This window comes from uncultured Methanobrevibacter sp. (genome assembly GCF_902801725.1).
Taxonomy (GTDB): domain Archaea; phylum Methanobacteriota; class Methanobacteria; order Methanobacteriales; family Methanobacteriaceae; genus Methanocatella.
The window spans coordinates 45,086-70,091 of record NZ_CADCJB010000002.1 but is presented as its reverse complement, the minus strand read 5'-3'; the positions used below and the strand labels follow the sequence as shown (position 1 = coordinate 70,091).

Here is a 25,006-nt window from a genome sequence, read left to right as displayed (position 1 = left end):
GCAGTATTTACAATCACAGTAAGTAATGCAGCTAACGCAACTGAAGCAACTAACGTAGTTATCAAAGAAGTTCTTCCAAACGGATTAACAGTCATTGATACTAACACATCAGTTGGAACCTATGATTCTTCAAGCAATACTTGGAATATTGACAAACTGGAAAATGGCAGACAAGCTAAATTGGTCTTAACCGCCAAAACATCTCAAGTAGGTTTATTCAACAATTCAGTTAATGTTTCATGTGATGAAAAAGAATGGAATTATACCAATAACAACGATACTATAGAGTTTGATGTCATTTCAATCGTTGATTTAAACATTGTTAAGACTGTTGATGATAACGATACAGAAATAGGTGATGTTGTTACATTCACTATTGACGTGACCAATAAAGGTCCTTCAAACGCTACTAATGTTGTTATTAATGATACATTACCTGATGGCTTAAAATGGATAAGCGGTGAATTGAATCATGTTGTTCCATTCCTGGCTAAAGATGAAACATATAGATTTACTGTTGTTGCTCAGACAACCAAAATAGGTTCTTTCACAAATCATGTGAATGTTACCTGTGCTGAAAATGATACTGTTAAATCTGCAAATGCTACAGTTAATGTATATATTATAGATTTAAAGATTCATAAGAATGCAAATGTAAGTGAAGCAAAAATCAATGATTTGGTTAACTTCACTATCGTTGTCAGAGACCATGGTAATGATGAATCAACAAACGTCCGTATCAGTGATGTTTTACCTCAGGAATTTGAGTTTGTGAGTGCTAGCGGCAACTATATCAGAAATCATCAAAATATTGTTTGGATTATTGATAGGTTACCTGCAGAGCAAGATTACACTGTATGGATTGTTGCTAGAGCTTTATATAACGGTACTTTCGTTAATGTGGCTCATGTAAATTGTAGTGAAGAGCCTACTGTCAAAAACAGTACTGCGACTGTTAAAGTACTTAAACCAGTTACTTTGGATATTACCAAAGTTGCGGATGATGATGATCTCTCTATTGGTGATGATGTTACTTTCACCATTACCGTAACTAACCTCGGTGAAGAGAACGCTACCAATGTTGTAGTTGAAGATATACTTCCTGACGGTTTAGCTTTATCTGAAGGTTATAGTTTAAAACAAACTATTGCTCTTTTAAGAGGTGGTGAATCAGTTAATATAACTATCAAAGCTAGAGCTACTGCAAAAGGTGCTTACACTAATGTCGTATCAGCATACTGCAATGAAAATACAACTCGCGTATTTGATAACGTTACAGTAAATGTATATGTTGTTGATTTGAAAGTCTATAAGAATGCCAATGTTAGTGCAGCTAAAATCAATGAATTGGTTAACTTCACTATCGTTGTCAGAGACCATGGTAATAATGCTGCATTAGACGTTCGCCTCAGTGATGTTTTAGATGAATCATTCGAGTTTGTAAGTGCTAGCGGTGACTATGTTATAAAAGGCCAAACTGTTGTTTGGACTGTTGACAGGTTACCTGCAGAACAAGATTTCATTGCTTGGGTTGTTGTCAGAGCTTTAACTGATGGTACTTTCGGAAATATTGCTCAAGCTAATTGTAGTAATGAGCCTACTGTTAAAAACAGTTCTACTACTACTGTTAAAGTGCTTAAACCAGTTACTTTGGATATTACTAAAGTTGCTAATGATGATGATTTCGCTATTGGTAATGTGGTTACTTTCACTATTACCATAACTAATGTTGGTGATGAAAATGCAACATTTGTTGTACTTAAAGATGTACTTCCTGAAGGTTTAACTTTGGTTGAAGGATATCTTTTAGAACATATTTTCCCACATTTAAATGGTGGCGAATCAGTCAATGTAACTATTAAAGCTAGAACTACTGCAACAGGTGCTTACACTAATGTTGCATCAGTATACTGCAGTGAAAATACCACTCGTGTATCTGATAATACTACAATTTATGTATATGAACCTGACTTGAAGATTCAAAAAACCGTTAATGTTACAAAAACATTCATTAATGGCATGGTTAACTTCACTATTGTTGCCACAAATCACGGCAATAGTTTCGCAACACATGTTCGTATCAGTGATGTTTTACCGGACGGATTTGAGTTTGTAAGCGCTAGTGGCAATTATAATAAAGATGGTCAAAATATTGTTTGGATTATAGATAATTTACCTGCATATCATGATTACACTGTTTGGATTGTTGCTAAAGCTTTAACTAACGGTACTTTCAAAAATGTTGCTCGTGTAAATTGTTCTGAAGAGCCTACTGTTAAAAACAGTACTGCAAACGTTACAGTTTATAATCCGGGCTTCTCTGTTGTTAAAGTAGCACTTGATGACTTTGTTTATTCAGGTAATGGAACTAGCTTTAAAATAATCATTACAAATTATGGAGATATAGAACTCAATAATGTATTTGTAGAAGAAATGATTCCTGAAGGATTAATTTACGACTCTTTTATCGGCCCTAATTGGATTAAAAATGAAGATATATTCTACTATGAACATTCTTTAGGTGTTGGTGAAAGCGTGGAGTTAATTGTTTTAGTTAATACTACTATTTCAGGTAATTTCACAAATAACATTGTTGCCGGTGCTGATAATATAAATAATCATATTGCTAATGCTACCGTTACAGTATATACTCCAAGTTTAGTTGTTCGTGAAATATCTAATATTCCGAAGGTTATTCTTGGCAGTCCTGTTAGCTTTACTGTTGTTGTTACAAACGATGGTGATTGTGTCCTTGGAGACGTTTACGTTTCAAATGTTTTCCCTGAAGGATTAATATTCACTGGATTCGAAGGAGAAAGTTGGACTAAAGTAGGTGATAGATTTGTTTATTCCGGTGTTTTAAACCCTGGTGAATCTGTCAATTATATCTTATACTTCAATACAACTAAATCCGGCACATTCATACCAGAAGTTATTGCAGGTTCTAATTTAACTAGCAATGCTACTTCAAAAGCATATTCCAATAATACTACTGTTGTTGTATCTCCGGGTATTGCTATAAGTAAAGTTGCTAATAAAAATCAAGTAAAAGTTGGTGAATTAGTTTCATTTACTATTACTGTGAGAAATACTGGGGATGTTACTCTTAATGACATATTTGTCATTGATGAACTCCCAGATGGATTAGAATTTGTTAGTTTCAATGGTAATGGCTGGTCTAAAGTGGGTAATACTTATTATTACTCAGGTAGTTTAGCTCCGGGTGAAAGTATAAGCTTCATTATTACATGTAACGCTACCAAAGCTGGAAGTGTTACTAATGTTGCTATTGCAGGATCAGACTTGACTGGAAACGTAAGTGACAATGCTAATGTTTCTATTGTTAAAAACGTTACTCCAAAACCAATTGACCCTGTTGACCCTGTTGAACCAGTTGAACCGGACGAACCGGTTAATCAGGAAGAATCTAGCCACGTTCCTGTCGACAAAAAAGCTACTGGAAATCCAATAATTATGTTGCTATTAAGCATATTTGCTATTGTTCCTTTAAGAAGACGCAAACAATAAAATTTAAACTTTTTTTAGAGGGCTTTAAACCCCTCATTTTTTGACTTTTTATTAACTAACTATTTTTAACCAACCATTAAACAACTGAAAAAAAAGAGAACACTGCTAACAGTTGATATCTTTTAAAATTAAAAAAAAATACATTGGGAGTTTAATTAACAAACACCCAAAAAATAGAATTATTCCTTAAAAACCATAACCTTCAGTTTCAAAGGTTTCAGCAACATCCTTTAAGACTTCAGGAATGTTAATCTGCTGAGGGCATTCTTCAATACACATTTCACATTCAATACAGTCTGAAGCTATTCCAACATCAGGAAGCTTTGAATAATTCAGATAAGCATTACCGTATTGGGTCCATCCTGTTTTATCATCAAGTATCTTTTCCTTGTTATACAAATCAAAGATTTTTGCAATGTCAATGTCTTCGGAACATGAATCAACACAATACCTACATTTTGTACAGTCCACAGTAATATTACCTGTAATAATCTCTGAAACCTCTTCAATGATTTTCATTTCCTCATCGTTTAATGGATCTGCGTTTTTAATTTCTTCAATATTGTTTTCAAGCTGTTCCAGATTACTTGCTCCAGTCAAAACTACACAGGCACCGAGATTAGCTACAAATCTCATTGCCCAGGAAACAACTGACCTGTCAGGATTATAATCTTTCATTAATTTTTCAGCTTCTTTAGGCACATCAGCCAAAAATCCTCCTTTATACGGTTCCATAATCATAACCTGCTTATCGTATTTTTTGGCAATTTCCAAACATTTTTCTGATTCAATTGATTCGTCTTTCCAGTCAAGATAGTTGATTTGAAGCAAAACAAATTCAAGTTCCGGGTGTTCGAACAAAATTTCTTCCAGAAATTCAGCATTTCCGTGAGTGGAAATTCCAATATGCTTAATGAAACCTTCCTCTTTTTTCTTTTGGATAAATGAATACAAGTCAACATTTTTCCATGCTGTTTCAGTAAATCCGCTTACGTTATGCAGCATGTAATAATCAAAGTAGTCCACACCGCATTTCTTCAGCTGGTCGGCAAATATCGGTTCCAATTGTGATTCTTCAGTGATTACAAATAACGGCAATTTTGTTGCAATCTTAAATGATTCGCGCGGATATCTCTCAACAACACATTTTTTAAATGCATCTTCACTTACCCCTTCATGGTAAATGTATGCAGTATCAAAATGATTGAATCCTGCATCCATATATGCATCCACCATTTTATTTACCTGGTCATAGTCAACGCTTGTAAAGTCATTTTCATCGAGAAGCGGAAGCCTCATCATTCCCATACCTAAATTTTTCATTAAAATTCCCCACAATAGCTTTTTTTCAAATTAATTTTTTAACATAACACAATATGTCATTAATGTTTAGAGTGTCAACAATATTATTATTTTTGTCAATGATATTTATTAATATTTTTTAAATTGTCCCACTCGGAAGCGCGGTATGCACCAAGCAAATAAAAATCTTATTAAGAATATATTTAAATGGGGCGATTAATAATTAAACCTATGAACAAAAAAAGATGCAGCTGGGCAACCGAAGTGGAAGACATATATGTTGAATATCATGATGAGGAATGGGGAGTTCCAACTCACGACGATAGAGAACTATTTGAATTTCTAGTTCTTGAGTCCTTTCAGGCAGGCCTGTCCTGGATTACAATATTAAAAAAGCGCGAAAACTTTAAAAAAGCCTTTGATAATTTTGATGTGAATAAAGTAGCAGATTACGGTGAGGATAAAATTAATGAATTGAGGGAAAACGAAGGAATTATCCGCCATAAAGGCAAAATCACTTCAGCAATAAACAACGCGCAAGTTTTTATTGAAATTCAAAAAGAGTTCGGAAGCTTTGATGAATATATATGGGGCTTTACTGAGGGAAATATTATTAAAGCAGAATATTTAACCGAATCAGACCTATCCAAAAACATTTCAAAAGATTTAAAAAAAAGAGGAATGAAATTTGTAGGACCCACTATAATCTATTCATATCTTGAAGCCATTGGAATCATTGACAACCACCAGCAGGATTGCTTTAAATTTTAACATTAACATATTGAAATCATGATTCCAAACAAATTTTATTAACAGACATGTATATCCTCCATGAAAAATCAACTCAAAAATCACTGCCATTAATATTAATATAATAAACAATTAATAAAAAGATATAAAATCAATGAGAATATTAAAATAAACAGTCGAGGAAGTTAAATTTATGATAGTTAAAATCGTTCGTTCAACATCCATGATATACTTAATTGAACTAATCTTCCAATAATATTATGTCATTTGGATCGACTTTCAGATACTCAGGAATCTCAAAGTCATGTTCCCTAATCCGTTTATCCTGTTTCCACCACAAACCATTATCCAATGTTATTTCCCACTCAAAAGGCATCTCCAATTTTTTTGCATTTTTAGTATCCATCACATTAACATCATCTTCATTGGCAGCAGAAAAATTATGTGCCCTTATTCCAATATGGGAGATATTTGATGAAATCTTTTCAGACACTTCAAATGTAATTCCCCAATCCAATGATTTGAGGTGATAATCATCAATAACTTCAATTTTTGAAATGTTTTTACAGCCAGTAAGCCTTGCAACCTGAACCTTTCTTGGATTCTCAAATATTTCATAGGTATCCCCTTTTGCTATAATCTTACCTTCATCCAGCACAATAAGCTCATCGCAAAACTGAAATGCCTCATCACGGTCATGAGTAACCATAATGGAAAATCCATCAAAATCACTTAGAGAATTAACAAGTTCAATACGCAATTGCTCTTTTAAGAAAGTGTCCATAGCGCTGAAGGGTTCATCCAGCAATATGACATCCGGACCATAAGCCAATATACGGGCCAAAGCAACCCTTTGCTGCTGACCTCCTGACAATTGCCTAGGATATCTTTTTTCCAATCCTTCCAAATGAAAACGTTTAATCATTTCAGATACAATTTTTTCATCATCATCTTTAGACAAACCGCAGGCAACATTTTCCTCAACGGTCATATTAGGAAACAATGCATAATTCTGGAACAAGTAACCGACATTCCTTTTTTGAGGTTTCAAATTAACTTTTTTGCTGGAATCAAAATAAACAGTTTCTCCATCAGAAGTTAAGCTTACAATACCATTATCCGGATCGACAATGCCTGCAATGGATTTCAATGTCATGCTTTTACCGCAGCCGGAAGGGCCAAGAATACCAAGACGCTTGTTTTTCAATTCAAAGTCAACATCAAGCTCAAATTCCTTAAGTTTCTTTTGGATATTTACCTTTAACAGTTTACCGTCCATAAAACATTCCCCTTGAAAAAAAATAGTAAATCATTTCCATTGTTTTTCCTTCCGTATGGAAAGATAATCCATGATGAAAATAGCTATAAATGCTATGATGATAATGACAATTACATAATTAAAAGCCTCTCCCATATTACCCGCAGCCACTTCCGAATAAACTGCCATAGGGAGTGTTCTGGTTTCTCCAGCAATATTACCTGCAATCATAGCGGTAGCACCGAATTCACCTAAACCTCTAGCATAAGCAAGAATTCCACCACTAATAATGCCCGGCAATGCATTTGCAAATAAAACTTTCCAGAAAATTTTCCATTCAGACATACCTAATGTTCGACCAGCATCCAGCAAGTTAGAATCTACTTGTTCAAATGCGCCTCGAGCAGAACGATACATTAAAGGAAAAGACATGACAACTGCCGCAATAACTGTTGCAGACCATGAGAAAGCTATTTTCACAGTGAAAAAGTCTATGAAGAACTTACCAATTGGCCCTCTAACACCAAAAATCCACAATAAAAAGAAACCTACAACAGTAGGAGGTAGCACAAGAGGCAATGTAAAAATACCATCAAGCACTATTTTTATTGAATCATTTTTCATCTTAACGATACCCCAAGCAACAAACAAACCTACAAAGAAGGTTATGAAAATAGATAAACTTGCAGTTTTCATTGAAATGAAAACAGGGGACCAATCTACTGCCATGTCTTTATCACCTTTAACAAATTAATCATTCATCCATATACAATACTGAACCTATTTATGAATAGTAAATCCATATTCTACAAATACATCTTTAGCTTCTTTGGTTTGTAAGAAGTCCATAAATGCATCTGCACCTTCTTTATTAGTTGTATTTTTAAGTTCAGCTACAGGATAAATAACAGAAGTGTTTAAAGATCCTGCAGGAGCTTCACAAACAACTTTTACATCTTTGTTTGATTTAGCATCAGTAGAATATACAATACCACAGTCAGCAGATCCTTGAGCTACTTGGTTTAATACTGCAGTTACATCAGTACCTAAAGATAATTTAGATTGGACGGAATCCCAAGTACCTAAATTGGTTAATACTTCTTTAGCATATTGACCTGCAGGTACAGATTCAGGATCACCAATCGCGATGTGACCACTGACATTTTTCAAATCATCAAATGAAGATATGTTAGATGTTGAGTTAGCAGGTACAATTAGAACAACTTTGTTTTCCAAGAACTGTTTATTGGTTTTATTGTCAACAAAACCTTCATCAGCTAACTTATTCATTTGTTTGTTAGCAGCGGACATGAATATATCTGCTTTTAAACCATTTTCAATTTGAGTTTGTAAATCCCCACTTGAAGCATAGGTAGGGACAACTTTTACGCCAGGATGTTGTTTTTCAAACATTGGAATTAATTTTTCATCATATACATTTTTTAGACTAGCTGCAGCAGCTAGATTAATTTCTCCACTTACATTATCATTGGTTGAATTACCGCTGCCACTACTTCCAAAGTCAAACCAGCCAGCAGCACATGAACCTATTCCAACAGCAACTATTAGAACTAAAACAGCTACAAATAAATATTTTTTCATAGATTTCATAGATTTTCTCCTCTTCAAGTAATTATACAAGAATACACTATCAGATACGAAATCAGTAATAAAGATTAGAAAACACATGGTTTTTTACAAAAATCAAATATAACAATACCATAAATTATGGCATAACATTATAACGAATAAATATTTTATTCAATAAAATGATATTCTTCCCATTTCCCAATCCCAAAAACGATTAATATCATGATTAGTAATTATATATAACTTAAAAATGATATATAAATATTTTCATATCGATGATAATTCTTTGAAATTTGTACCGATATTTCAAATATAAGTATACAAAATCCAAAAATTTCGTTGTAAATATAATTTCACAGATAGTATAACCTCTAACAAAATACATATAAAAGTTTTGTTATGAAAACACGCCATAAATAACATATCGAAAAAAATAAATTAATTTAAATAACTTTAATTTTAATATAACCTAAAATTATCAAGAATTTCGAATTATAATAATATTATCATCAAAACCCATCACATCGAAAAAATATAATAAAAAATAGCTTCCACTAAAAATATTTAATAACATTCAAACAAGATATAAAATAGAGGTGTAAAAATGTCAGATATTGAAAAAATCAATGAAATAATAACAAAAGCCGAAGTATTTTACCTTGCAACCGCTGATGGAGACAAACCAAAAGTAAGACCGTTAGGTTTCCATCTATTGTACGAAGACAAAATATATTTCGGAGTAGGAACATTCAAAGAAGTTTATAAACAAATGCAAGCAAATCCAAATGTTGAAATTGCAGCATGGGACGGAGAACATTTCTTAAGATATTATGGTGTTGCAGATTTAACCAAAAACGAAGCGGTTGTTGAAAAAGCCTTTGAACTCATGCCCGAAATTGCTGAAGCATACAAAGCAAACGGCTGGGAAATGGGTGTATTTTTCCTAAACAACGCCACAGCCGAAATTAGAAACATGTTTGAAGTAGAAGAATCATATGAATTTAAGTATTAATGATAATCATTAATACTCAAACTTTTTTTAAGCATGTCTAATGTTAGTGAAATCAGATATCTCCGAATTTATTGTACACAAATCATTGATATTTAACTCATGAACATTATCATGCCCAGTAATTCTTGCAAAAGTTTTCAACTCTTCTGTTGAAACTTTAAGATAATTTTCAACTCTTTTTGCAGCAGTTTCAATCTTAAGCCTTTTTCTTAGCTCATCATCCTGAGTTGCAACTCCAACAGGACAGTCACCAGTATCACAAATCTTATATTGCTGACATGCTGCCGCAATCATTGCAGCGGTTCCAACGGCTACTGCATTAGCACCCATAGCCAATGCCTTTGCAAAATCAGATGAAACGCGCAAACCTCCAGTTATAGTCAAATCAATTTCACTTTCATGTTCATCCAGATATTTGCGGGCTCTTGATAATGCGAAAATAGTTGGAACTGATGTTGAATCCCTTATTAATTTTGGACTGGCTCCTGTTGATCCGCCACGACCATCAATTGTAATGAAATCCGGTTCGGCATATAGAACATGACTCAAGTCATCTTCAATTTTTCCGGCTGCGAATTTAAGTCCGATTGGCCTGCCCCGAGAACGTTTTCTTAAATCATCAACCAACTCTTTCAAGTCCTCTTTTGAGTTAACTTCAGGAATTGTTGCTGGAGAGTGAATGTCCTCGCCTAAAGGTTTGCCTCTGATTTCTGCAATTTCTGAAGTTACCTTTTCACCCTGCAATTGACCTCCAAGACCAGGTTTTGTAGACTGGCCAATCTTAATTTCGACTGCATCAGCATTCCTTAAATTTTCCTCAGTTGCCGAATATTTGTTTGGAACATATTCGAAAATATATCTGTATGAATTTTCCATTTCTTCAGGAAGTATTCCTCCTTCACCGCTGCATTGGGCGGTTTTAACGGCAGCCCCTCCTTTGGCAAGTGCGATTTTTGTTTCTCTTGAAAGTGCACCGAAAGACATGTGAGTAATGTAGATTGGACTTTCAATAACCAATGGTTTTCTTGCGGTTTTGCCAATGACCGTCTGGGCGTCAACTTCTACAGTGCTTTCCAAAGGCTGCGGATTCAGCTGATTTCCCAAAATAAGTATATCATCCCAGTTAGGCATTGGCAAATTGGTATACATTGCAGATACAATTGATTCACCCGTAATGGCCATTTGGTGAATTGCATCCATTTGCCTGATATCCTTATCACTTTTTGCATATTTCTTATCGTAGGAAAGATCGGAATCATTGATTTCCTGATTTTCACTTGACCTAGAATTTTCTACCCTCACAAATTTAGAAATATCCTGGGAACAAATAGGACATTTTTCCAAATTCTTAAGCAGAATTCCTGTCGCTTCCTCATTATGTATGTGACCACAAACAGTGCATTTGTATATCATGAAATCACCTCTTGATTAAATAGTGGGTTGATAGTATATATAGTTAGCTATTCAACTATTTCATTAACAATGGACAATGCATTGAGAGTTCTTGGAAAACCGATATATGGCATTATGACAGTGATTGCTGAAATCAAATCCTCTTTTGAATTGCCTACTGCCAAATTTCCTTGAGTATGGCCCCTTAACTGATTTTCACATCCACCCAAAGTAGCAATAAAGACGAATGTTATCAGTTCTCTTTGCCGGTCATCCAATCCATCACGGGTGTAAAAATCACCGAAGCAAAAACCTTCTAAAAAAGTGTTAAAATGTTTTTGGTCTTCAGGAGTGGAATTTCTCATCATTTGAATGTTTTCAACACCAAAATATCTTTCTTGAAGTTCACGTCCCTTTTCATACCTATTTCCAGAATCCGTATTGGATTTCCCATCCAAAGGCATTTTTATTCCTTTTTTATCGAATACCTTAATCACAACTCCAAAAAAGTTATGAGCTCGGCCAAAGCCAACGTAGGGAACTGACTGATATAGCAATTCCTTAACTTCCACAGGAGTTACATCCTTATCTAAAGCTGAAATTAAAATCTTTTTAAATGCTTTTGGAGACTGGCATGCAATCAAACTGGCTAAAATCACCAAAATAGATTCTTTTTCAGGCAATGTTGAATACTCAAACACTTCACCAAATGCAAAGTTCCTAAATAATTCATGAAATTCAGGGTCATTTTTTTGGATTCTTCCAAAATTGTCAAATAAATCATTCATAAAATTACTTTAAAAAAGAAAGTAAATATTATTTTCTACTTCAAAAATAAAATGAATATTTTCAATGAAAACATTTTATTTAATTAACTTAATAATGTAGAATTACAAATACAATATCATGTTTAACAAAAAAATCATGATGATAGCTATCATCCTTACAAGTTTACTTGCTGTTTCTGCTGTCAGTGCAACAGACAGTATGGAGAATCAGGTTTCGACTGTTAACGAGACCTTTAACAGCATAGAACCTGTTGCAAATGATGATGCTCAAAACGGAATATTGACAATGGACGACGATGACATCGATGATGATTCAGATGACAATTGGGATGATGATGAAGATTACTGGGACGATGAAGAAGATTATGAGGATGACTACCCCTATGATGAAGATGACCCTTCTGACTACACATATGATGAGCGCATAGATGCCAAATTAAAGATAGAGATTACCGACTATCCGAAAAGCTATGGCGATGACGAGGTCAAAATCAGATTGGCAACCGAAGAGGATGATGTCGGCCTGGCAAATGTCGAGCTGAACGTCATGGCTTATGCATTCAACGAAGATTTGAAGGCTTCAAGTGACGAAAAGCTTGCATCCCAGGATTGCGATTCTAAACTCGCAACCACAGGAGACATCAACGACTTTGCCACAGTAACCACAAATTCAAAGGGCATTGCAGTCTACAAGGTTCCCTCAAAGTTTACAGGACAGTTTTACATGATGATCGGATTCAAAACGGATGAAGGCCTTTTGATGAATGGAAATGTCACATACAATGGAGAAAACAGGCCAGCAACATTGAATACAACCGTCAGGATAATTGACGGTGCCAATGCGAAGTCCTGCAGCATCTACAAGATACCGGTGACAATGCCCAAGAGCACAGCATTGCTTAAGCTTACAAAAAGCGGAACATATTATCAGGGCGTTGTCCTCAAGGTTTTAATGACAACACCTAAAAATGAGGCCATGGCAAATCAGAAAGTGAAAATCACGTTCTCAAACGGCAAGTCCGCCACAGTTACCACCAACGCCAAGGGAATTGCCACCTATACAGTGCCTTTCGCACCGGGAACATACTGGGCAAGCGCCAGTGCCGTTTCAGCAAAGTCAACACCCGCCAAGGGGACTGGCATAAAGATCACAAAGGCTTCAGCGGTTTTAACCCCTTACAAGCTTTCAACCACCTACGCATCAGGAAAGCAATTCCAGGTGAAGGTTTTAAATGCAAAGACCAAAAAGGTCATGCCTAACGTCAGGCTGACACTGAAGGTCTACACAGGCAAGAAATGCAAGACCGTTACAGTGACAAGTGACGCCAAAGGAATTGCAAGATACTCCGCATCAGCACTTTCTTTGGGAACCCACAAGATTGTCGCAAGCGTAAAAGACAAGAAATTTGTTACAGCCACTCAAAAGGCAAGTTCAGTTAAGGTTTCAAAGGCAGCCCTAAGAATCGTTGCACCTGAAGTGACAAACAGCCCAAATACAGGAACATTCAAGGCCACCGTTCAAAACAAGGAGTCCGGAAAGGGAATGGCCGGAGTTAAAGTGAGCGTGAAAGTCTATACCGGAAACGGCTATAAGACTTACAACGTCAAGACAAACTCTGCCGGAGTTGCAAGCATCTCCACAGCCTCACTGGCCAAAGGAGTCCATAATGTCGTTGTCAATGTTGGCAAAACTGCAAAATACACCGGTGCAACCGCAAAAAGTTCAATAAAAATCGAGCAAAAACAGGTTGAAACACACATCACCGGCAAAAATTCCATGAGAAAAGTCATTGGAGGGGCGCTCTCATCATTAAGCGCAACATTCAATCTGCTTGACTCAAACGGCAATCAAGTGAACGGAAAACTCGAAGTGCAGCTTAAACTATCCAACGGAGTGAAATGCAGCGGTGTCGAGACAGGCGATGCCAATACGGAATTTACCATATCCCCAACATCCCACAGCTCAGACTACTCATCAATGGTGGTTGTGGTGACATATGCCGGAGACAGCACCCACAAGCCTTGCACAGCAGAATTCAGAGTATAAATGTTCGGTTCAAATCCGGACATTTCAATTTCTTTTTTTTAAATGATTTCATTTAATCGACTTATTAACCTATACAGACATATATCACATTAAAGGAGTGTCAATTATGGTCATCACACAGGAATTGAAAGACGATTGGATGAAAAGAATAGACGAACACAAGGGAACGGTTTCTGAAAACAGCCTGCTGGTTCCATACAGAATTGACGACGTGTATGGAGCACTGCTAAGGCTGCATGAAAGAATTAACCACGGAATTCTTTTTGAGAAAGACCCCGATTCAAAATCTGTGCTATTCGGAGCTAAGAAATCAATCTGGACAGGAGGTCCGACATTCAAAGGATATTCAACGCTTGAATCCGACCAGGATAACGGAACCCTAATTTATATGTACGTCAAGGTGATACGATCCGATCAGGCTCTGCAGGAGCTTTTCAATGAACTCACAGACATCCTTGAAAAGGAATACACAAGATCTGCATCATACGAATCCGTTAAAAGCGATTCCGTTGACATCTATGACAGCAAGGAATACGGAAAAAAGAAAAACCGATACGTAAAAAAGCAGTCAAAATATGCTGGAGTTTATTATATTATAATCGGCTCATTGCTTTTGATTATGGGACTCAGCGGACATTACGTATTGAGATTCACAAACAGCAGCGAAGCATTGACGTTGGTTTCACTGATTCCTTTGGGTTACGGGACATATAGGCTTGTCAAGGGATTTAGTGCATAGCGCATTCGAGTTGCGCAAAATGGAATGTTTGGTTTAACCAAGCATTTTTGATTTCTTTTTTTAATCGTTTACAAAATAAGAGTACAGCTCATCCTTAACCTCATGGTCAATCCTGAACTTGAAGTTGACTATAGGCTGGTCCTTGCCGTTTATGTTTCTGTAGACCTGTTTATACTTCAATGGAGTCAGCTTGCCGATGTAGTAGAACTCAATTCCCTCGTCGTTGCTTTTTTGAATAAAGAGCTGTGTGTTTACACCATTGTAGTTTATTAACGGTTCCAGTTCAGGCGAAGATGTTTTCCTGTTGTTTCTGCTCATCCAGTTGAAGGTGTCCTTTGTTATGAAGTGATCCTCGTAGTTGATGGTCTGTGAAATGTCTTCTGCCTTGTTGTAGGTTACGAAAATCGGACAGGTGTCGTATTTTATCTTGTATCCCCCAATGTTCTGTCCGTTCATGAACCTTTCCCAGTTGAGAATCCTCAGGACGTCTTCCCTTGAGTATTTCTCATACCATTTGAAGGGCTTTTCATCACCGTAGACATTGGCATACTTGTAGAATCCGTATCTGATTGCATCCCTGATATGATTTAAGCAGACGGGATTTGCTGTTGCTGCCCTGAATGAATCGGACATTTCAAACCTGTAATCCCCATTGCTTTTCAGGTCATCGTAAACGTCTTTATCGAAGTTGAAGTAGAGCCTTTCGATATCGATGTCATCATCAGTGATGAACTGTATGGTGTTTGCCTGATAGTCGTCGCTTGTTTCTTTCCGGTAGAAGTTCATGCTCAGGACATTGACTGCGCTTTTAATCGATTCGAACTGGTCTTCAAGGCCATATGTTTCATAGAGGTACCTTTCAACCTGATTGATTGTGAAACACTTATTATATAAAAGGCAACTCAATATCACAAGCTCGTGGGGCCTTATTCCCTTGATGAGCTTTTTGGTTATGAATCTCAGCGGTGCAAGTTCGGCTTCTGAAAGCTGTGAGGAGTAGCCGTCCTCGACATATTCAAGGAAGGTGTGGTAGGTGTCGAACTTGTTGTGATTGAGGATTATTTCAGGATTGAATTCTCCTTTAATTGCGAAGTCATATAATGAAGGGATTCTTCCCAACTTATATTTTAATTGATTGTACTTTTCCTTAAACAATGCGACCTTTGAAAATGAAGAGTTATTAATTGAATCATATATACGCTTTTTGGAAATCTCATCAAAGTTGATTGAAGATGCGCCGGGAATGATCTTGTTTCCCTCCATCACATACTTCCTGTACTTGTCCTTGCATCCCTGACCTTGCTGACGGCCTTTCCATTGTTATTCTTAGCATATCAGTGTATTTTTTTGTATTTACCTTCAGGGCAATTTCCAGATTTCCGATTCCATATTAATAAAACGTATTTCAGTTTTCATTCTTTTTGATTTGAGATTTATTTTAAAGTGGAATCTGTTTTAAAAAATTAAATAATAAAGATTGTTAATCCTTATTTTTTAATCTTAACGGTTTGTTTTACAGTATTTTTTAGGTATGTTGCTTGATAGGTAAAGTTCTTTCCTACTTTAAGTTTTTTAAGCATGTTGGAGTTAATGATTATTTTTGCTATTCCTCTTGAGTTGGTTCTTTTATTGTAGGTTTTTCCATTAAATTTGAAGGTTATCACTTTTGATTTAATGGCAGTATTTCCTTTTTTAAGCGTTGCAGTCAATACTAGTCTTTTAGCAGATTTTTTAACGTTTACTCTTTTAAGTGTTAACACTTGTTTTACTGTTAATATTTTGGAAATGGAAAAGTCATTATAGATTAACCTGACTGTGAATTTTCCAACTGTAACTTTTGTATATGGTATTTTAATCTTAGCTACTCCTTGGGTATTGGTTTTTACTTTAAAGCTTTGCCTGCCAATTTTAATTGTCACATATTTATTTGAAACTACTTTTCCGTTAGTTCCATAAACTTTCATGGCATAATATGCGTTATTACTATAGTATATGCTATCGGGTCCGGATAATATCATTTTCGGTTTTACAAATAAACAATACTCCCAAAGTACAATTTCATAGTTGCTATTGTTGTATATAATGTTGGTTTCTCCCTCATAGTGATTTCCGATAGGCATGTCCTTAAGTGAAATTTTTGCACTTCCATTAACAAGCTTTACCTGTTTGTAGAGTTTTCCCCAGGATACGTAGAAATATAATGTTCCGTTATCCTGACTATCTGCTTGGATTGTAATGTATTTATTTTCACCCCAAATCATTGATTTCGGAAATGATATGATTGGTTTAACTTCTATTCTGTAATCTGTAATGTTTTCAATTTCATAGTTTCCGTCATATGTCACTTTAACAAGGTAGTATCCAACATGGGCTCCGTTAATATTAATTTTTGCAGATCCGTTAATCAATGCTTTACTTTCATATAATTCATAGCTTTCATATAATTCATAGTTTTCATTGGCTTTACCAATATAAACTGTTAAGTTGCCTGCAGCATCACTAGGCAGGTTCAATGAAACAGGTTTTGATGAATTATATAATAGGGTGTAGAAGTTCATGTTAATTTTAGCAGTTACTTTAAAAGTAGTATTCACTGATTTTGAAGGATATTTGCTATCTCCGGCATAGTTTACTCTAATGCTGTGTGTTCCGACTTTATAATCCTTAATTTTTACATAATATGTATATGGGTTGTCATCATAAGTATCCGGTTTGTAATTATATTTATATGGATTGTATTCCTTATTGTTTTTTTGATAAACCTCAACCTTTTCATTATCGATAAATACATTAATTTTTTCTTTAATGAGATCTTTTGGTGTAGTAATGGTAATCCTATTGTCAACACCATATTCATAATCCTCAAATAGGCAAATTTCCATAGGATAAGTCACTGAACTAATTTTTCCACTTTTGGAAGCTTTTAAGGTTTTTCCATTGTTTTTACCATCAAATTTCACGGTAACATTGTAGGTTTCACCAAATTTAACAAACTCGTCAAACTTTATATAAACAAAATTGGAAAAGCCAAAATCGGCCATTTCATCATCTAAAGGTTTTATATTTATTGTTTTCTTTTTTTCACCATTGATATATAAAGTTGCAGTTCCTGAAGCTTTTGGAACCATGTCTATACTAATCCAATTATTTCCAATTACGTATTCTTCGCTTCCCATTTTAATGTCTATGAGTTTGACACTGAAAATATGTGTTTTTGTAAGTTCTTTGTAATTGTTATCTCCTGAATAGTGTACTTTTATGGTATGTTCACCTAAACTGTAGTCCATTCCCCAAATCTCACAGATTGGATTTGAAAAATACGTTACGTCCTGAGTAGTATAATGCTTGTCATCAATTGAAACAGAGAATGTACCGGTCATATTCTCGAATTTTGGATTAATAATAAGAGAAGGTCCACCTTCAGATGATTCCCAGCAGTGTTGTATAAATGTGCTCTCAAATTCAATATCGAAATCAGGGTCTTTTTTATCATCAATTGTCTGTTCGCTTTCATTGGAACTTAATGATATTTCTTCATTTCCGTCAATTTTCATATCTTCATTAATCTCATCAAGTTCAATGCTCTGTGTTCTGTTATCTTGTGCTGAAACAATTCCAGTGCATATTATTAGAATTAATAATATTAATAAAGATATGGTTAATCTTTTTTTATTCATGTTAATGTTTATGTTAAATTGTCATATAAATAAGTCATGTTTGTCAAGAAAAATATTGCTTCTGTTTCTATTGGTTGTGGCTATTGCGACGGTCTTTTCGGGCGGTGTGGCCGACAGAAACAATGAATATCTCGCAGATTCCACTCCTTAGGGAACTGGCGCAGGCCGAATGGTTTATATCTATTTTTTCAACAGATAAATGTCATGAATGAGTAATGTTAGAGTTTTTCATCAATGGGGATTTGAAATCTTATGGAAGTATATGAAAAAGCCATCACTGAATGTTATCTCAAATAAGTGATATAGTTAATTACCAAACTTTTGGTATAAATGTTTCGAGCCATTTGTCATAAACTTTGGTTCCTGAAATCGATTTGTTATACGTTTCTGTAGTTAGTTCTTGCAGAAATTCTTTTGATTCAAGATAATAATGTTTTATTTCTATTTTTATTTGTCTCCATATCTGTTCGATTGGATTTAAGTGAGGAGAGTATGGTGGAAGATATATTAGTTCAATATTGAGGTACAGGGCTATTTTTTTGATAAATGCAGACTTGTGGACACTATAATTATCTAGGATTAAGCATATTCTTTGTTCGGTTTGCATTTTTGTAATTATGTCTTCTTTTTATAATAGATTTAAGGTTATTTTTCTTTTTTAAGATGTAAGTGAGCACTTACATTCGCAAAACTATTTATATGGCCTTATATAAACTAATTAATAGGTCTAATGTGTTGAAAGTGAAAAACAACACCAACCAGAAAGTAATCAAGGTGACTATTATGATTGACCACCGGACTATAGATTTAATTCATTAGGCAATTAATGCTGTTGAACTGTAAACTGATTGGAGGTGAAAACATGGATATTGACGACATCCTTGAAATGATTCCTGATATTAGGATATATTAAGAAGAATATTCATTCGCAAACGATTATCATTGGGGGTGAAAATTATGCGAATTGAAAGTGACACGCGAATGCTGCCTGTTTGGCATGAAAAGATAGCCAGGCAGGCAGACATGTAACTATTGACTGTTTTTTTAACATTTAGAACTTTTTTTAATTAAATCCTGTTTTGAATTTTACCCGGCGAAATGAATTTCATATTTTCAAATCAATTTTGAGATTTAAAAATCGTTTAATTTAAATATTGGAAGCTATAGAGTATTTTCACAACTGTTTGGATAATTTCCATTATCATTTTTTGCATTAGCCAAATTTTTCAAATAGAAATTATATATTATGTATTACACTACATAGCTATTTATATACTGATTATGTATTATACTACATAACTATTTATATAGTAATTATGCATTATGATGCATAGCATTATATAAATCAAAATCAAAAAGATAATTGTGAGGGAAAAAGCATGCCGTCAAAACAGGAATTGATCAACTACATTCACGCAAAACAAAGGGAAACAAGAATCCTGTCAGCCAACCATTTGGAAGAAATCGATAACAAACGTTTAAAATTCATTAAACTTAAAGAACATGCTGATAATTTCTTAAATACCAATTTAGAGTACTATAATCGTTTCATAATGATGTCCGGTTTGCGGGGCGTAGGCAAAACAACAATATTGTATCAGTTATACGATTATCTGACAAAACAGAAAAACGTTCCGGAGGACAACATATTCTATCTGGACGTGCATGATTTAAAAAGCGTGTATGATACAGGCATCAAAGAAGTATTTGACCTATATTTAGAGGACATTCACCAAACAATTCCCGCAGGTCTGGACAAAAAAATCTTCTTTTTTGTTGATGAAGCGCAATTGGATGAAAACTGGGCAGATTACGCACGATTGCTCTTTAATAAAACATTCAATATATTCATGATTTTTACAGGTTCATCAGCCCTCGGACTGGAACTTAATGTTGATGCCTCAAGAAGAATCACAAAAGAACAGCTGTTGCCATGCAGCTTTCAGGAATACCTCCTTTTAAAACACAACGTCAACCTGACAAAAAACAATTTCAGGGATTTGATTTTAAAGTTGAATCCTCATACTGTTGATGAGGCAATGGAATGTGAAAACATCATCAAAAAGGACATGATTCAATTGGATAATGACCCTGAACTGGAATTTAAAAAATATATTCATTCGCAAAGCTTCCCGTTTGCACTGAACATTTCAGAAATTTCAGCCCATAGGCTGACAAATGATATGGTGGAGAGGATTGTCCTGGATGATTTGAAGCATTTTGCTTCATTCAACAATGGCACCAATGCAAGCATTTTGAGATTGATTTCATATTTGGCCACCAAAAAGCCTGGAACCACTTCATCCTCATCTCTGGCTCAAAGCCTCAATCTGAATGTCAGAACAGTCGACAGTATTTTGGAAGCATTGGAAAAATCTCAACTGATATTCAGCATCAGTGCATACGGATCTGCAGGCAAAATACTCAACAAACCGAAACAGCATTTCTTTTTGGCGCCTTCCATCAAATCCGCATTGAACTATCGTGTGGGCCGATATGACCTGAATCACGAGAAGTGTTATGCTGTGCTTGTTGAAAATATGGTCGCATCCGCATTAAACAGATTGTCGGATGAATCCTTGCAGTCATTGGGACTCTTCTATGACTCCAACAGGAAAGGTGTTGATTTCATTGTCAAGAACCTGGACGAGGTCATACCTATTGAAGTTGGCATCGGCAAGAAAACCAAAAGCCAACTTACAAGGGCAAAAAGCAAATACGGTGCAGAGTATGGAATATTGGTTTCCAACAGAACCTCAAAAATTGAATTCAAGCGTAATATTCTATATGTTCCTGTCCTGACATTTGCCTTAATGTAGTTTCTTTCGCTTCAAATAATCCCTTCGGTTGGATATGTTGGAAATGAAGGCAATGTCAGCAATATATCGGACAACGGACTGCATGCCAAAACCGTCACTTACCTCGCCATTGTCTGCAAGGCAAAAGGCTGACCGCCAACTAAACGGACGACCAAGAACATCCGATTAAATGAAAACATTTGCTTCATTTAAATAATACCTCAAATAAAACTATTAACATAGTTTAAATAATGAGGTTAAGCATGAATTTCAAAAAGAGCTTGCTGGTCATTTGTCTTGTCATGTGCATCCTGTTTACAGTTTCCGGCGTTTCTGCCGGCGACGTCAATGATACGGCAATAGCCAGCGAAGATACAATAGAAAATGTAATTTCAAACATTGAGCAAACGACAAGCGATGAGCTTTCCGATGACACCTTAACCGCCGATGAAAGCGGTGATGATGTTCTGGGCGATGACGACATCACTGTGGCGGATGTCATTTTTGTCAAAAGAACCGGAAAATACGCAGACGATACAAAGGTATATGTCAAGTTGGTAGAATCTGGAACCAACAAACCGATAGGAATTAACGAACAGATTCTTATCCATGTAATCAACACCAAAACCAAGAGCGACTGGATACATGGCGTGGACATCGACTATTACGGAGAGGGAGTCCTGAACTGGAAGGAAACCACACAGGGCGATGGCAACTTCGTGATGAAAGTGGAGCACGACGACTACTGGCACGGCCTTCTTATAAACCCTAGCCAGGCCCCGATAACAGTATATAAAAACAGCATAAAAATCACCGCAAAGCCCCTGTCAGTCAAATGCCAATCCACCACCCAATTCGCAATAAAGGCTGTGGAAAGCGACAAAAGAGCTGCGGCAAATGTGGTTTTAAACTTCAAAATCCACAACGGCAAGAAATGGGTTTCATACAAGTTGAGAACCAACTCCAAGGGAGTTGCAACATTCAACAGGGTTGCGGATTTGACTCCGGGCAAGCATAATGTCGTGATAAGCGTTTACGGAAATAAAGTGACTGGAAACAAGATTACAACCTACATCAACATTGCAGGTAAGATGTCAGTCATCATAAAGCCTTCCAAGCTTTCCGCAATATACAAGACAAAGGACTACTTCCAGGCAAAAATAATTAATTCAAAAACCAAAAGGCTTGTAGGCGGAGTTCCAGTGGCACTGACAATCGACGGCAAGAATACAGTTTCACTTTCATCCAATGCAAATGGAATCGTCAAGTATTGCACCTCAAAGCTCGCTGCAGGAACCCATAAGGTTGTCCTGAAAGCCAAAGGCAAGATTGCCGGAAAGGCATCAAGCACAATTAAGATTACCAAGCTCGCACCCGGTCAGAAGGTGAAAACAGCAGTCAAGCTGACTTCCCGCAGCGTCTCTACAGTAACCGAAGAAAAAGTAGTCAGAATGATAGTTACCCAAACCGATAGGGGAGACTGGGCATATCCGGAATACGCGTATTACACCTATGCCGTTATAAAATTCACACCTGTCCTCAAACTGCCTAACGGAAAGAACCTTAACGGCGCATACACTGCAGTGCTGCGTTATGCAGAGACAAGCAGTGGAGCAAACAGCGAATACAAGAACACATTCAAGGGCTATTTCGGCAATGCCAAATCATTTACCGGAAGCGTCAGGCTGGACGATGACCTGAAATATGTGCAGCTGATAATCCAGTACAAGGGAAACAGCGTATACGGACCGACCAAGTACGTTTCCCCGTGGATACATGTCTAAAAATTTAACGGGTGCTATTGCACCTTGCTTTTTTTATTTTTTACCTTGATTTAATGTATTGTGATGGCTCAATACTATCATGAAACGATAATCATTAATCAGAGAAAATTTCGTCATAGTCAACATCCATTCCCACGCTTTTGTAGAAATTATACATAATCTCCTTACCCGTTGGAGTGTATGGGCTGTTTTCAAATTCCCTTAATAGCCTGATTGCATCAGGGTCCGTGATATGCTTTCTGCAATTGTACTGTGCAATATTTGAATCGTTTATCATATGCTCACATTAATTAATTGTATGTGAACTTCCCCTTAAAACTTATTTTTTAAAACAAATCGCAAAGCATTTAATAAATGGTTTTTTAAATGCAATTTTACATAATCAAATCAATTTTTCAATAGTTAAAAGACTTTACACCAATGCCATTAAAGTCTAATCTTTACCCTATTAAAATACCACATTAAATAAAACTATTAGCATATACTGATTGTGAGGATTAACATGAATTTCAAAAATAGCCTGCTGGTATTCTGCGCGATTTTATGCATCATTCTTAGCGCCTCATGCGTTTGTGCAAGTGATGTCAACGATACGCAAACTGCCAGCGAAGAGACAACATTAAACATGGACTCCTCAGATGATGCCTTGGCCATAGGCCAAAGCGATGAGGACGTCCTGAGCGATGGAGACAAGATAAACGCAGAAATAATCGATTATCCAAAAAATTACGGTGAAAATCAAGTAACTTTTAAATTAACAGACAAAACGGACAATACACCTTTAGCGAATATTGATTTAGGCATCATGAGCTATCTTCCCGAAAAGAAAACCACTGCCCCAAACGATGACAAATTAGGTGCTGAATTGAATTCAAAACCGCTGACATTCATGCCCGACATATACAACTTAACCAAAATAACAACAAATTCAAATGGTATTGCAGTATACACAATTCCGGACATGCTCAAAGAAGATTTTAGGCTGCATGCAGGATTTTATATTGATGATGGAGTTTCCACATATACTGAAGCCACCATCAATGGAGTAAAAAAAGACATCTATATCGACTATTTTGATATCTATATGACATCCGTTATTGCTAAAGCAACATTAAAACTTTCAAAAGAGGGCACATATTACAGTGAGGTGCTTTTAAAAGTTTCACTCATTGCAAACAACAATAGAGCAATACCGAATGAAACAATCCAAGTTACATTTTCAAACGGCAAAAAAGTCAATATAATAACCAATTCCAATGGTATGGCGACATACACAATACCGTTTGATGTGGGAACTTATTCAGCCACAGCAAAAACAGTTTCAAAGAAAATCATTTCAAATTCAACAAAATTAGACAATATTGTGATTTCCAAAGCGCCTGTAACCATCAGCGCTGCCAAACTGTCAACCACCTATGCATCAGGAAAATACTTCAAGATAAATGTTATTAATGCAAACACCAAAAAAGCTGTTGCAAATGTCAAACTATCCCTAAAGGCATATACCGGGAACAAATATAAAACCGTGACTGTGACTACCGATTCCAAAGGTGTTGCAAAATACTCAGCATCCTCATTAAGTGTTGGAACACATAAGATTGCAGTAAGTATTAAAGATACCAAAAACTGTGTAGGATCATCAAAATCCAGTTCAATAAAAATTACCAAGTCAGGAGTTGCCATATCTGCACCTTCACAGTATGCTGTGTTTAATAAAGGCCCTTCATTTAAGGTTACCGTTAAAAATAAGGCATCCAAAAAAAGTGTAGCCGGCATTACTGTAACAGCTAAAATCTACACCGGAACAAAATATAAAACACTTACTGCCAAAACAAACAGCAAAGGAATTGCCACTTTCTCAACCAAAGGATTTTCAAAAGGCAAACATGCAATAAAGATTTCTACAAAAGCAAATGCAAACTATCTTTCAGGAAGTGCAAAAAGTTCCATGAATGTTCTGGCTTCAAAAATCACAACATACCTAATAGTGACACAAGGAATTCGTTTCATCATTGGAAATAGCGGTTGGGTCGTGACTAGTGCCATAGCGACATTACGAGACATTAACGGAAAAGAATTATTCAAACCGATTAAAGTTCATTCGTTAAACCATGGCACAACAACTGAAACATCAGGTTCTACAATCCCAATCAGGTTAAGCTATTCCGAAGCATACACTTTCAGGTATGCGGGAGACAGTCTCTACAAACCGGCAACAACCACACATTATATAACCGTTTCATAGTAAGGGAATCCTGAACCCTTACTTTTTTCTTTTTTAAACACACATTAGTAGAATCATATCATGAATTTTAATAATACAAAAGTTAAAATCGAAAAT

At 35.8% G+C, this 25,006-nt stretch carries 19 protein-coding genes; 9 read left to right on the top strand and 10 right to left on the bottom strand.

Annotated elements, in window-relative coordinates; all coding sequences use genetic code 11:
- On the top strand, positions 1-3,528 hold a 3,528-nt coding region (locus QZV68_RS00700), incomplete at its 5' end, for a hypothetical protein (RefSeq protein WP_296877602.1).
- Between the two features lie 186 nt (positions 3,529-3,714).
- Here QZV68_RS00700 and QZV68_RS00695 read toward each other — a convergent pair.
- Entirely contained in the window at positions 3,715-4,851 is a 1,137-nt protein-coding gene (locus tag QZV68_RS00695; RefSeq protein WP_296877601.1) for an aldo/keto reductase, read from the bottom strand.
- A 210-nt stretch (positions 4,852-5,061) separates the two neighbouring features.
- Between QZV68_RS00695 and QZV68_RS00690 the strand changes: the two genes are divergently transcribed.
- Positions 5,062-5,601, top strand: coding sequence for a DNA-3-methyladenine glycosylase I (locus QZV68_RS00690; RefSeq protein WP_296877600.1), 540 nt, complete (start codon positions 5,062-5,064; stop codon positions 5,599-5,601).
- A gap of 220 nt (positions 5,602-5,821) precedes the next feature.
- Here the strand turns inward: QZV68_RS00690 and QZV68_RS00685 are convergent, their stop codons facing one another.
- Genes QZV68_RS00685 through modA form a run of 3 tightly spaced genes read right to left on the bottom strand, consistent with a single transcriptional unit; the run spans position 5,822 to position 8,449 of the window.
- Complete coding sequence (locus QZV68_RS00685; protein ID WP_296877599.1) at positions 5,822-6,859, bottom strand: sulfate/molybdate ABC transporter ATP-binding protein; 1,038 nt, start codon at positions 6,857-6,859, stop codon at positions 5,822-5,824.
- 30 nt (positions 6,860-6,889) lie between these two features.
- Positions 6,890-7,567 carry a molybdate ABC transporter permease subunit gene (gene modB, locus QZV68_RS00680; RefSeq protein WP_296877597.1) on the bottom strand — a complete coding sequence of 226 codons (678 nt, stop codon included), beginning with the start codon at positions 7,565-7,567 and terminating at the stop codon, positions 6,890-6,892.
- A gap of 51 nt (positions 7,568-7,618) precedes the next feature.
- Positions 7,619-8,449 (bottom strand): molybdate ABC transporter substrate-binding protein, encoded by an 831-nt coding sequence (gene modA, locus QZV68_RS00675; protein ID WP_296877595.1) that lies wholly within the window; start codon positions 8,447-8,449, stop codon positions 7,619-7,621.
- Between the two features lie 583 nt (positions 8,450-9,032).
- On the opposite strand from modA, the gene QZV68_RS00670 reads away from it, so the two are divergent.
- Positions 9,033-9,440: a pyridoxamine 5'-phosphate oxidase family protein gene (locus tag QZV68_RS00670; RefSeq protein WP_296877593.1), complete on the top strand. Its 408-nt coding sequence runs from the start codon at positions 9,033-9,035 to the stop codon at positions 9,438-9,440.
- A gap of 27 nt (positions 9,441-9,467) precedes the next feature.
- Here the strand turns inward: QZV68_RS00670 and QZV68_RS00665 are convergent, their stop codons facing one another.
- Both QZV68_RS00665 and QZV68_RS00660 read right to left on the bottom strand, forming a co-directional pair.
- Positions 9,468-10,853, bottom strand: coding sequence for a glutamate synthase-related protein (locus tag QZV68_RS00665; protein WP_296877591.1), 1,386 nt, complete (start codon positions 10,851-10,853; stop codon positions 9,468-9,470).
- Positions 10,854-10,900: 47 nt separating this feature from the next.
- Complete coding sequence (locus QZV68_RS00660; protein ID WP_296877589.1) at positions 10,901-11,620, bottom strand: carboxymuconolactone decarboxylase family protein; 720 nt, start codon at positions 11,618-11,620, stop codon at positions 10,901-10,903.
- 118 nt (positions 11,621-11,738) lie between these two features.
- Here QZV68_RS00660 and QZV68_RS00655 point away from each other — a divergent pair, with 118 nt between their 5' ends.
- Both QZV68_RS00655 and QZV68_RS00650 read left to right on the top strand, forming a co-directional pair.
- Positions 11,739-13,667 carry a hypothetical protein gene (locus tag QZV68_RS00655; RefSeq protein WP_296877587.1) on the top strand — a complete coding sequence of 643 codons (1,929 nt, stop codon included), beginning with the start codon at positions 11,739-11,741 and terminating at the stop codon, positions 13,665-13,667.
- A 106-nt stretch (positions 13,668-13,773) separates the two neighbouring features.
- Positions 13,774-14,406 carry a hypothetical protein gene (locus QZV68_RS00650; protein WP_296877586.1) on the top strand — a complete coding sequence of 211 codons (633 nt, stop codon included), beginning with the start codon at positions 13,774-13,776 and terminating at the stop codon, positions 14,404-14,406.
- A 60-nt stretch (positions 14,407-14,466) separates the two neighbouring features.
- Here QZV68_RS00650 and QZV68_RS00645 read toward each other — a convergent pair whose 3' ends face one another.
- Positions 14,467-15,669, bottom strand: a complete 1,203-nt coding sequence (locus QZV68_RS00645; RefSeq protein ID WP_296877584.1) for a DUF3427 domain-containing protein — start codon at positions 15,667-15,669, stop codon at positions 14,467-14,469.
- A gap of 224 nt (positions 15,670-15,893) precedes the next feature.
- Positions 15,894-18,083 (bottom strand): Ig-like domain-containing protein, encoded by a 2,190-nt coding sequence (locus QZV68_RS00640; RefSeq protein ID WP_296877582.1) that lies wholly within the window; start codon positions 18,081-18,083, stop codon positions 15,894-15,896.
- 10 nt (positions 18,084-18,093) lie between these two features.
- On the opposite strand from QZV68_RS00640, the gene QZV68_RS00635 reads away from it, so the two are divergent.
- On the top strand, positions 18,094-18,234 hold the full coding sequence (locus QZV68_RS00635; protein ID WP_296877581.1) for a hypothetical protein: 141 nt from the start codon (positions 18,094-18,096) through the stop codon (positions 18,232-18,234).
- A gap of 159 nt (positions 18,235-18,393) precedes the next feature.
- On the opposite strand, the gene QZV68_RS00630 is transcribed toward QZV68_RS00635, so the two are convergent.
- The gene (locus tag QZV68_RS00630) at positions 18,394-18,699 is read right to left on the bottom strand and encodes a transposase (RefSeq protein ID WP_363136736.1); all 306 of its coding nucleotides are present in this window, start codon (positions 18,697-18,699) and stop codon (positions 18,394-18,396) included.
- A 763-nt stretch (positions 18,700-19,462) separates the two neighbouring features.
- Here QZV68_RS00630 and QZV68_RS00625 point away from each other — a divergent pair.
- Together QZV68_RS00625 and QZV68_RS00620 are read left to right on the top strand one after the other, a co-directional pair.
- Complete coding sequence (locus tag QZV68_RS00625; protein ID WP_296877578.1) at positions 19,463-20,902, top strand: ATP-binding protein; 1,440 nt, start codon at positions 19,463-19,465, stop codon at positions 20,900-20,902.
- 242 nt (positions 20,903-21,144) lie between these two features.
- Entirely contained in the window at positions 21,145-22,665 is a 1,521-nt protein-coding gene (locus QZV68_RS00620) for a hypothetical protein (protein WP_296877576.1), read from the top strand.
- A gap of 94 nt (positions 22,666-22,759) precedes the next feature.
- Here QZV68_RS00620 and QZV68_RS00615 read toward each other — a convergent pair whose 3' ends face one another.
- On the bottom strand, positions 22,760-22,942 hold the full coding sequence (locus QZV68_RS00615) for a hypothetical protein (protein WP_296877575.1): 183 nt from the start codon (positions 22,940-22,942) through the stop codon (positions 22,760-22,762).
- Between the two features lie 225 nt (positions 22,943-23,167).
- On the opposite strand from QZV68_RS00615, the gene QZV68_RS00610 reads away from it, so the two are divergent.
- Positions 23,168-24,910 carry a hypothetical protein gene (locus tag QZV68_RS00610; protein WP_296877573.1) on the top strand — a complete coding sequence of 581 codons (1,743 nt, stop codon included), beginning with the start codon at positions 23,168-23,170 and terminating at the stop codon, positions 24,908-24,910.
- Positions 24,911-25,006: the final 96 nt, after the last annotated feature.

Bases quoted from the DNA above. Each gene is read 5' to 3' on its own strand.
- QZV68_RS00695 (WP_296877601.1), bottom strand. From the start codon at position 4,851: ATGAAAAATTTAGGTATGGGAATGATGAGGCTTCCGCTTCTCGATGAA.
- QZV68_RS00690 (WP_296877600.1), top strand. From the start codon at position 5,062: ATGAACAAAAAAAGATGCAGCTGGGCAACCGAAGTGGAAGACATATAT.
- QZV68_RS00685 (WP_296877599.1), bottom strand. From the start codon at position 6,859: ATGGACGGTAAACTGTTAAAGGTAAATATCCAAAAGAAACTTAAGGAA.
- modB (WP_296877597.1), bottom strand. From the start codon at position 7,567: ATGGCAGTAGATTGGTCCCCTGTTTTCATTTCAATGAAAACTGCAAGT.
- modA (WP_296877595.1), bottom strand. From the start codon at position 8,449: ATGAAATCTATGAAAAAATATTTATTTGTAGCTGTTTTAGTTCTAATA.
- QZV68_RS00670 (WP_296877593.1), top strand. From the start codon at position 9,033: ATGTCAGATATTGAAAAAATCAATGAAATAATAACAAAAGCCGAAGTA.
- QZV68_RS00665 (WP_296877591.1), bottom strand. From the start codon at position 10,853: ATGATATACAAATGCACTGTTTGTGGTCACATACATAATGAGGAAGCG.
- QZV68_RS00660 (WP_296877589.1), bottom strand. From the start codon at position 11,620: ATGAATGATTTATTTGACAATTTTGGAAGAATCCAAAAAAATGACCCT.
- QZV68_RS00655 (WP_296877587.1), top strand. From the start codon at position 11,739: ATGTTTAACAAAAAAATCATGATGATAGCTATCATCCTTACAAGTTTA.
- QZV68_RS00650 (WP_296877586.1), top strand. From the start codon at position 13,774: ATGGTCATCACACAGGAATTGAAAGACGATTGGATGAAAAGAATAGAC.
- QZV68_RS00645 (WP_296877584.1), bottom strand. From the start codon at position 15,669: ATGGAGGGAAACAAGATCATTCCCGGCGCATCTTCAATCAACTTTGAT.
- QZV68_RS00640 (WP_296877582.1), bottom strand. From the start codon at position 18,083: ATGAATAAAAAAAGATTAACCATATCTTTATTAATATTATTAATTCTA.
- QZV68_RS00635 (WP_296877581.1), top strand. From the start codon at position 18,094: ATGTTAAATTGTCATATAAATAAGTCATGTTTGTCAAGAAAAATATTG.
- QZV68_RS00625 (WP_296877578.1), top strand. From the start codon at position 19,463: ATGCCGTCAAAACAGGAATTGATCAACTACATTCACGCAAAACAAAGG.
- QZV68_RS00620 (WP_296877576.1), top strand. From the start codon at position 21,145: ATGAATTTCAAAAAGAGCTTGCTGGTCATTTGTCTTGTCATGTGCATC.
- QZV68_RS00615 (WP_296877575.1), bottom strand. From the start codon at position 22,942: ATGATAAACGATTCAAATATTGCACAGTACAATTGCAGAAAGCATATC.
- QZV68_RS00610 (WP_296877573.1), top strand. From the start codon at position 23,168: ATGAATTTCAAAAATAGCCTGCTGGTATTCTGCGCGATTTTATGCATC.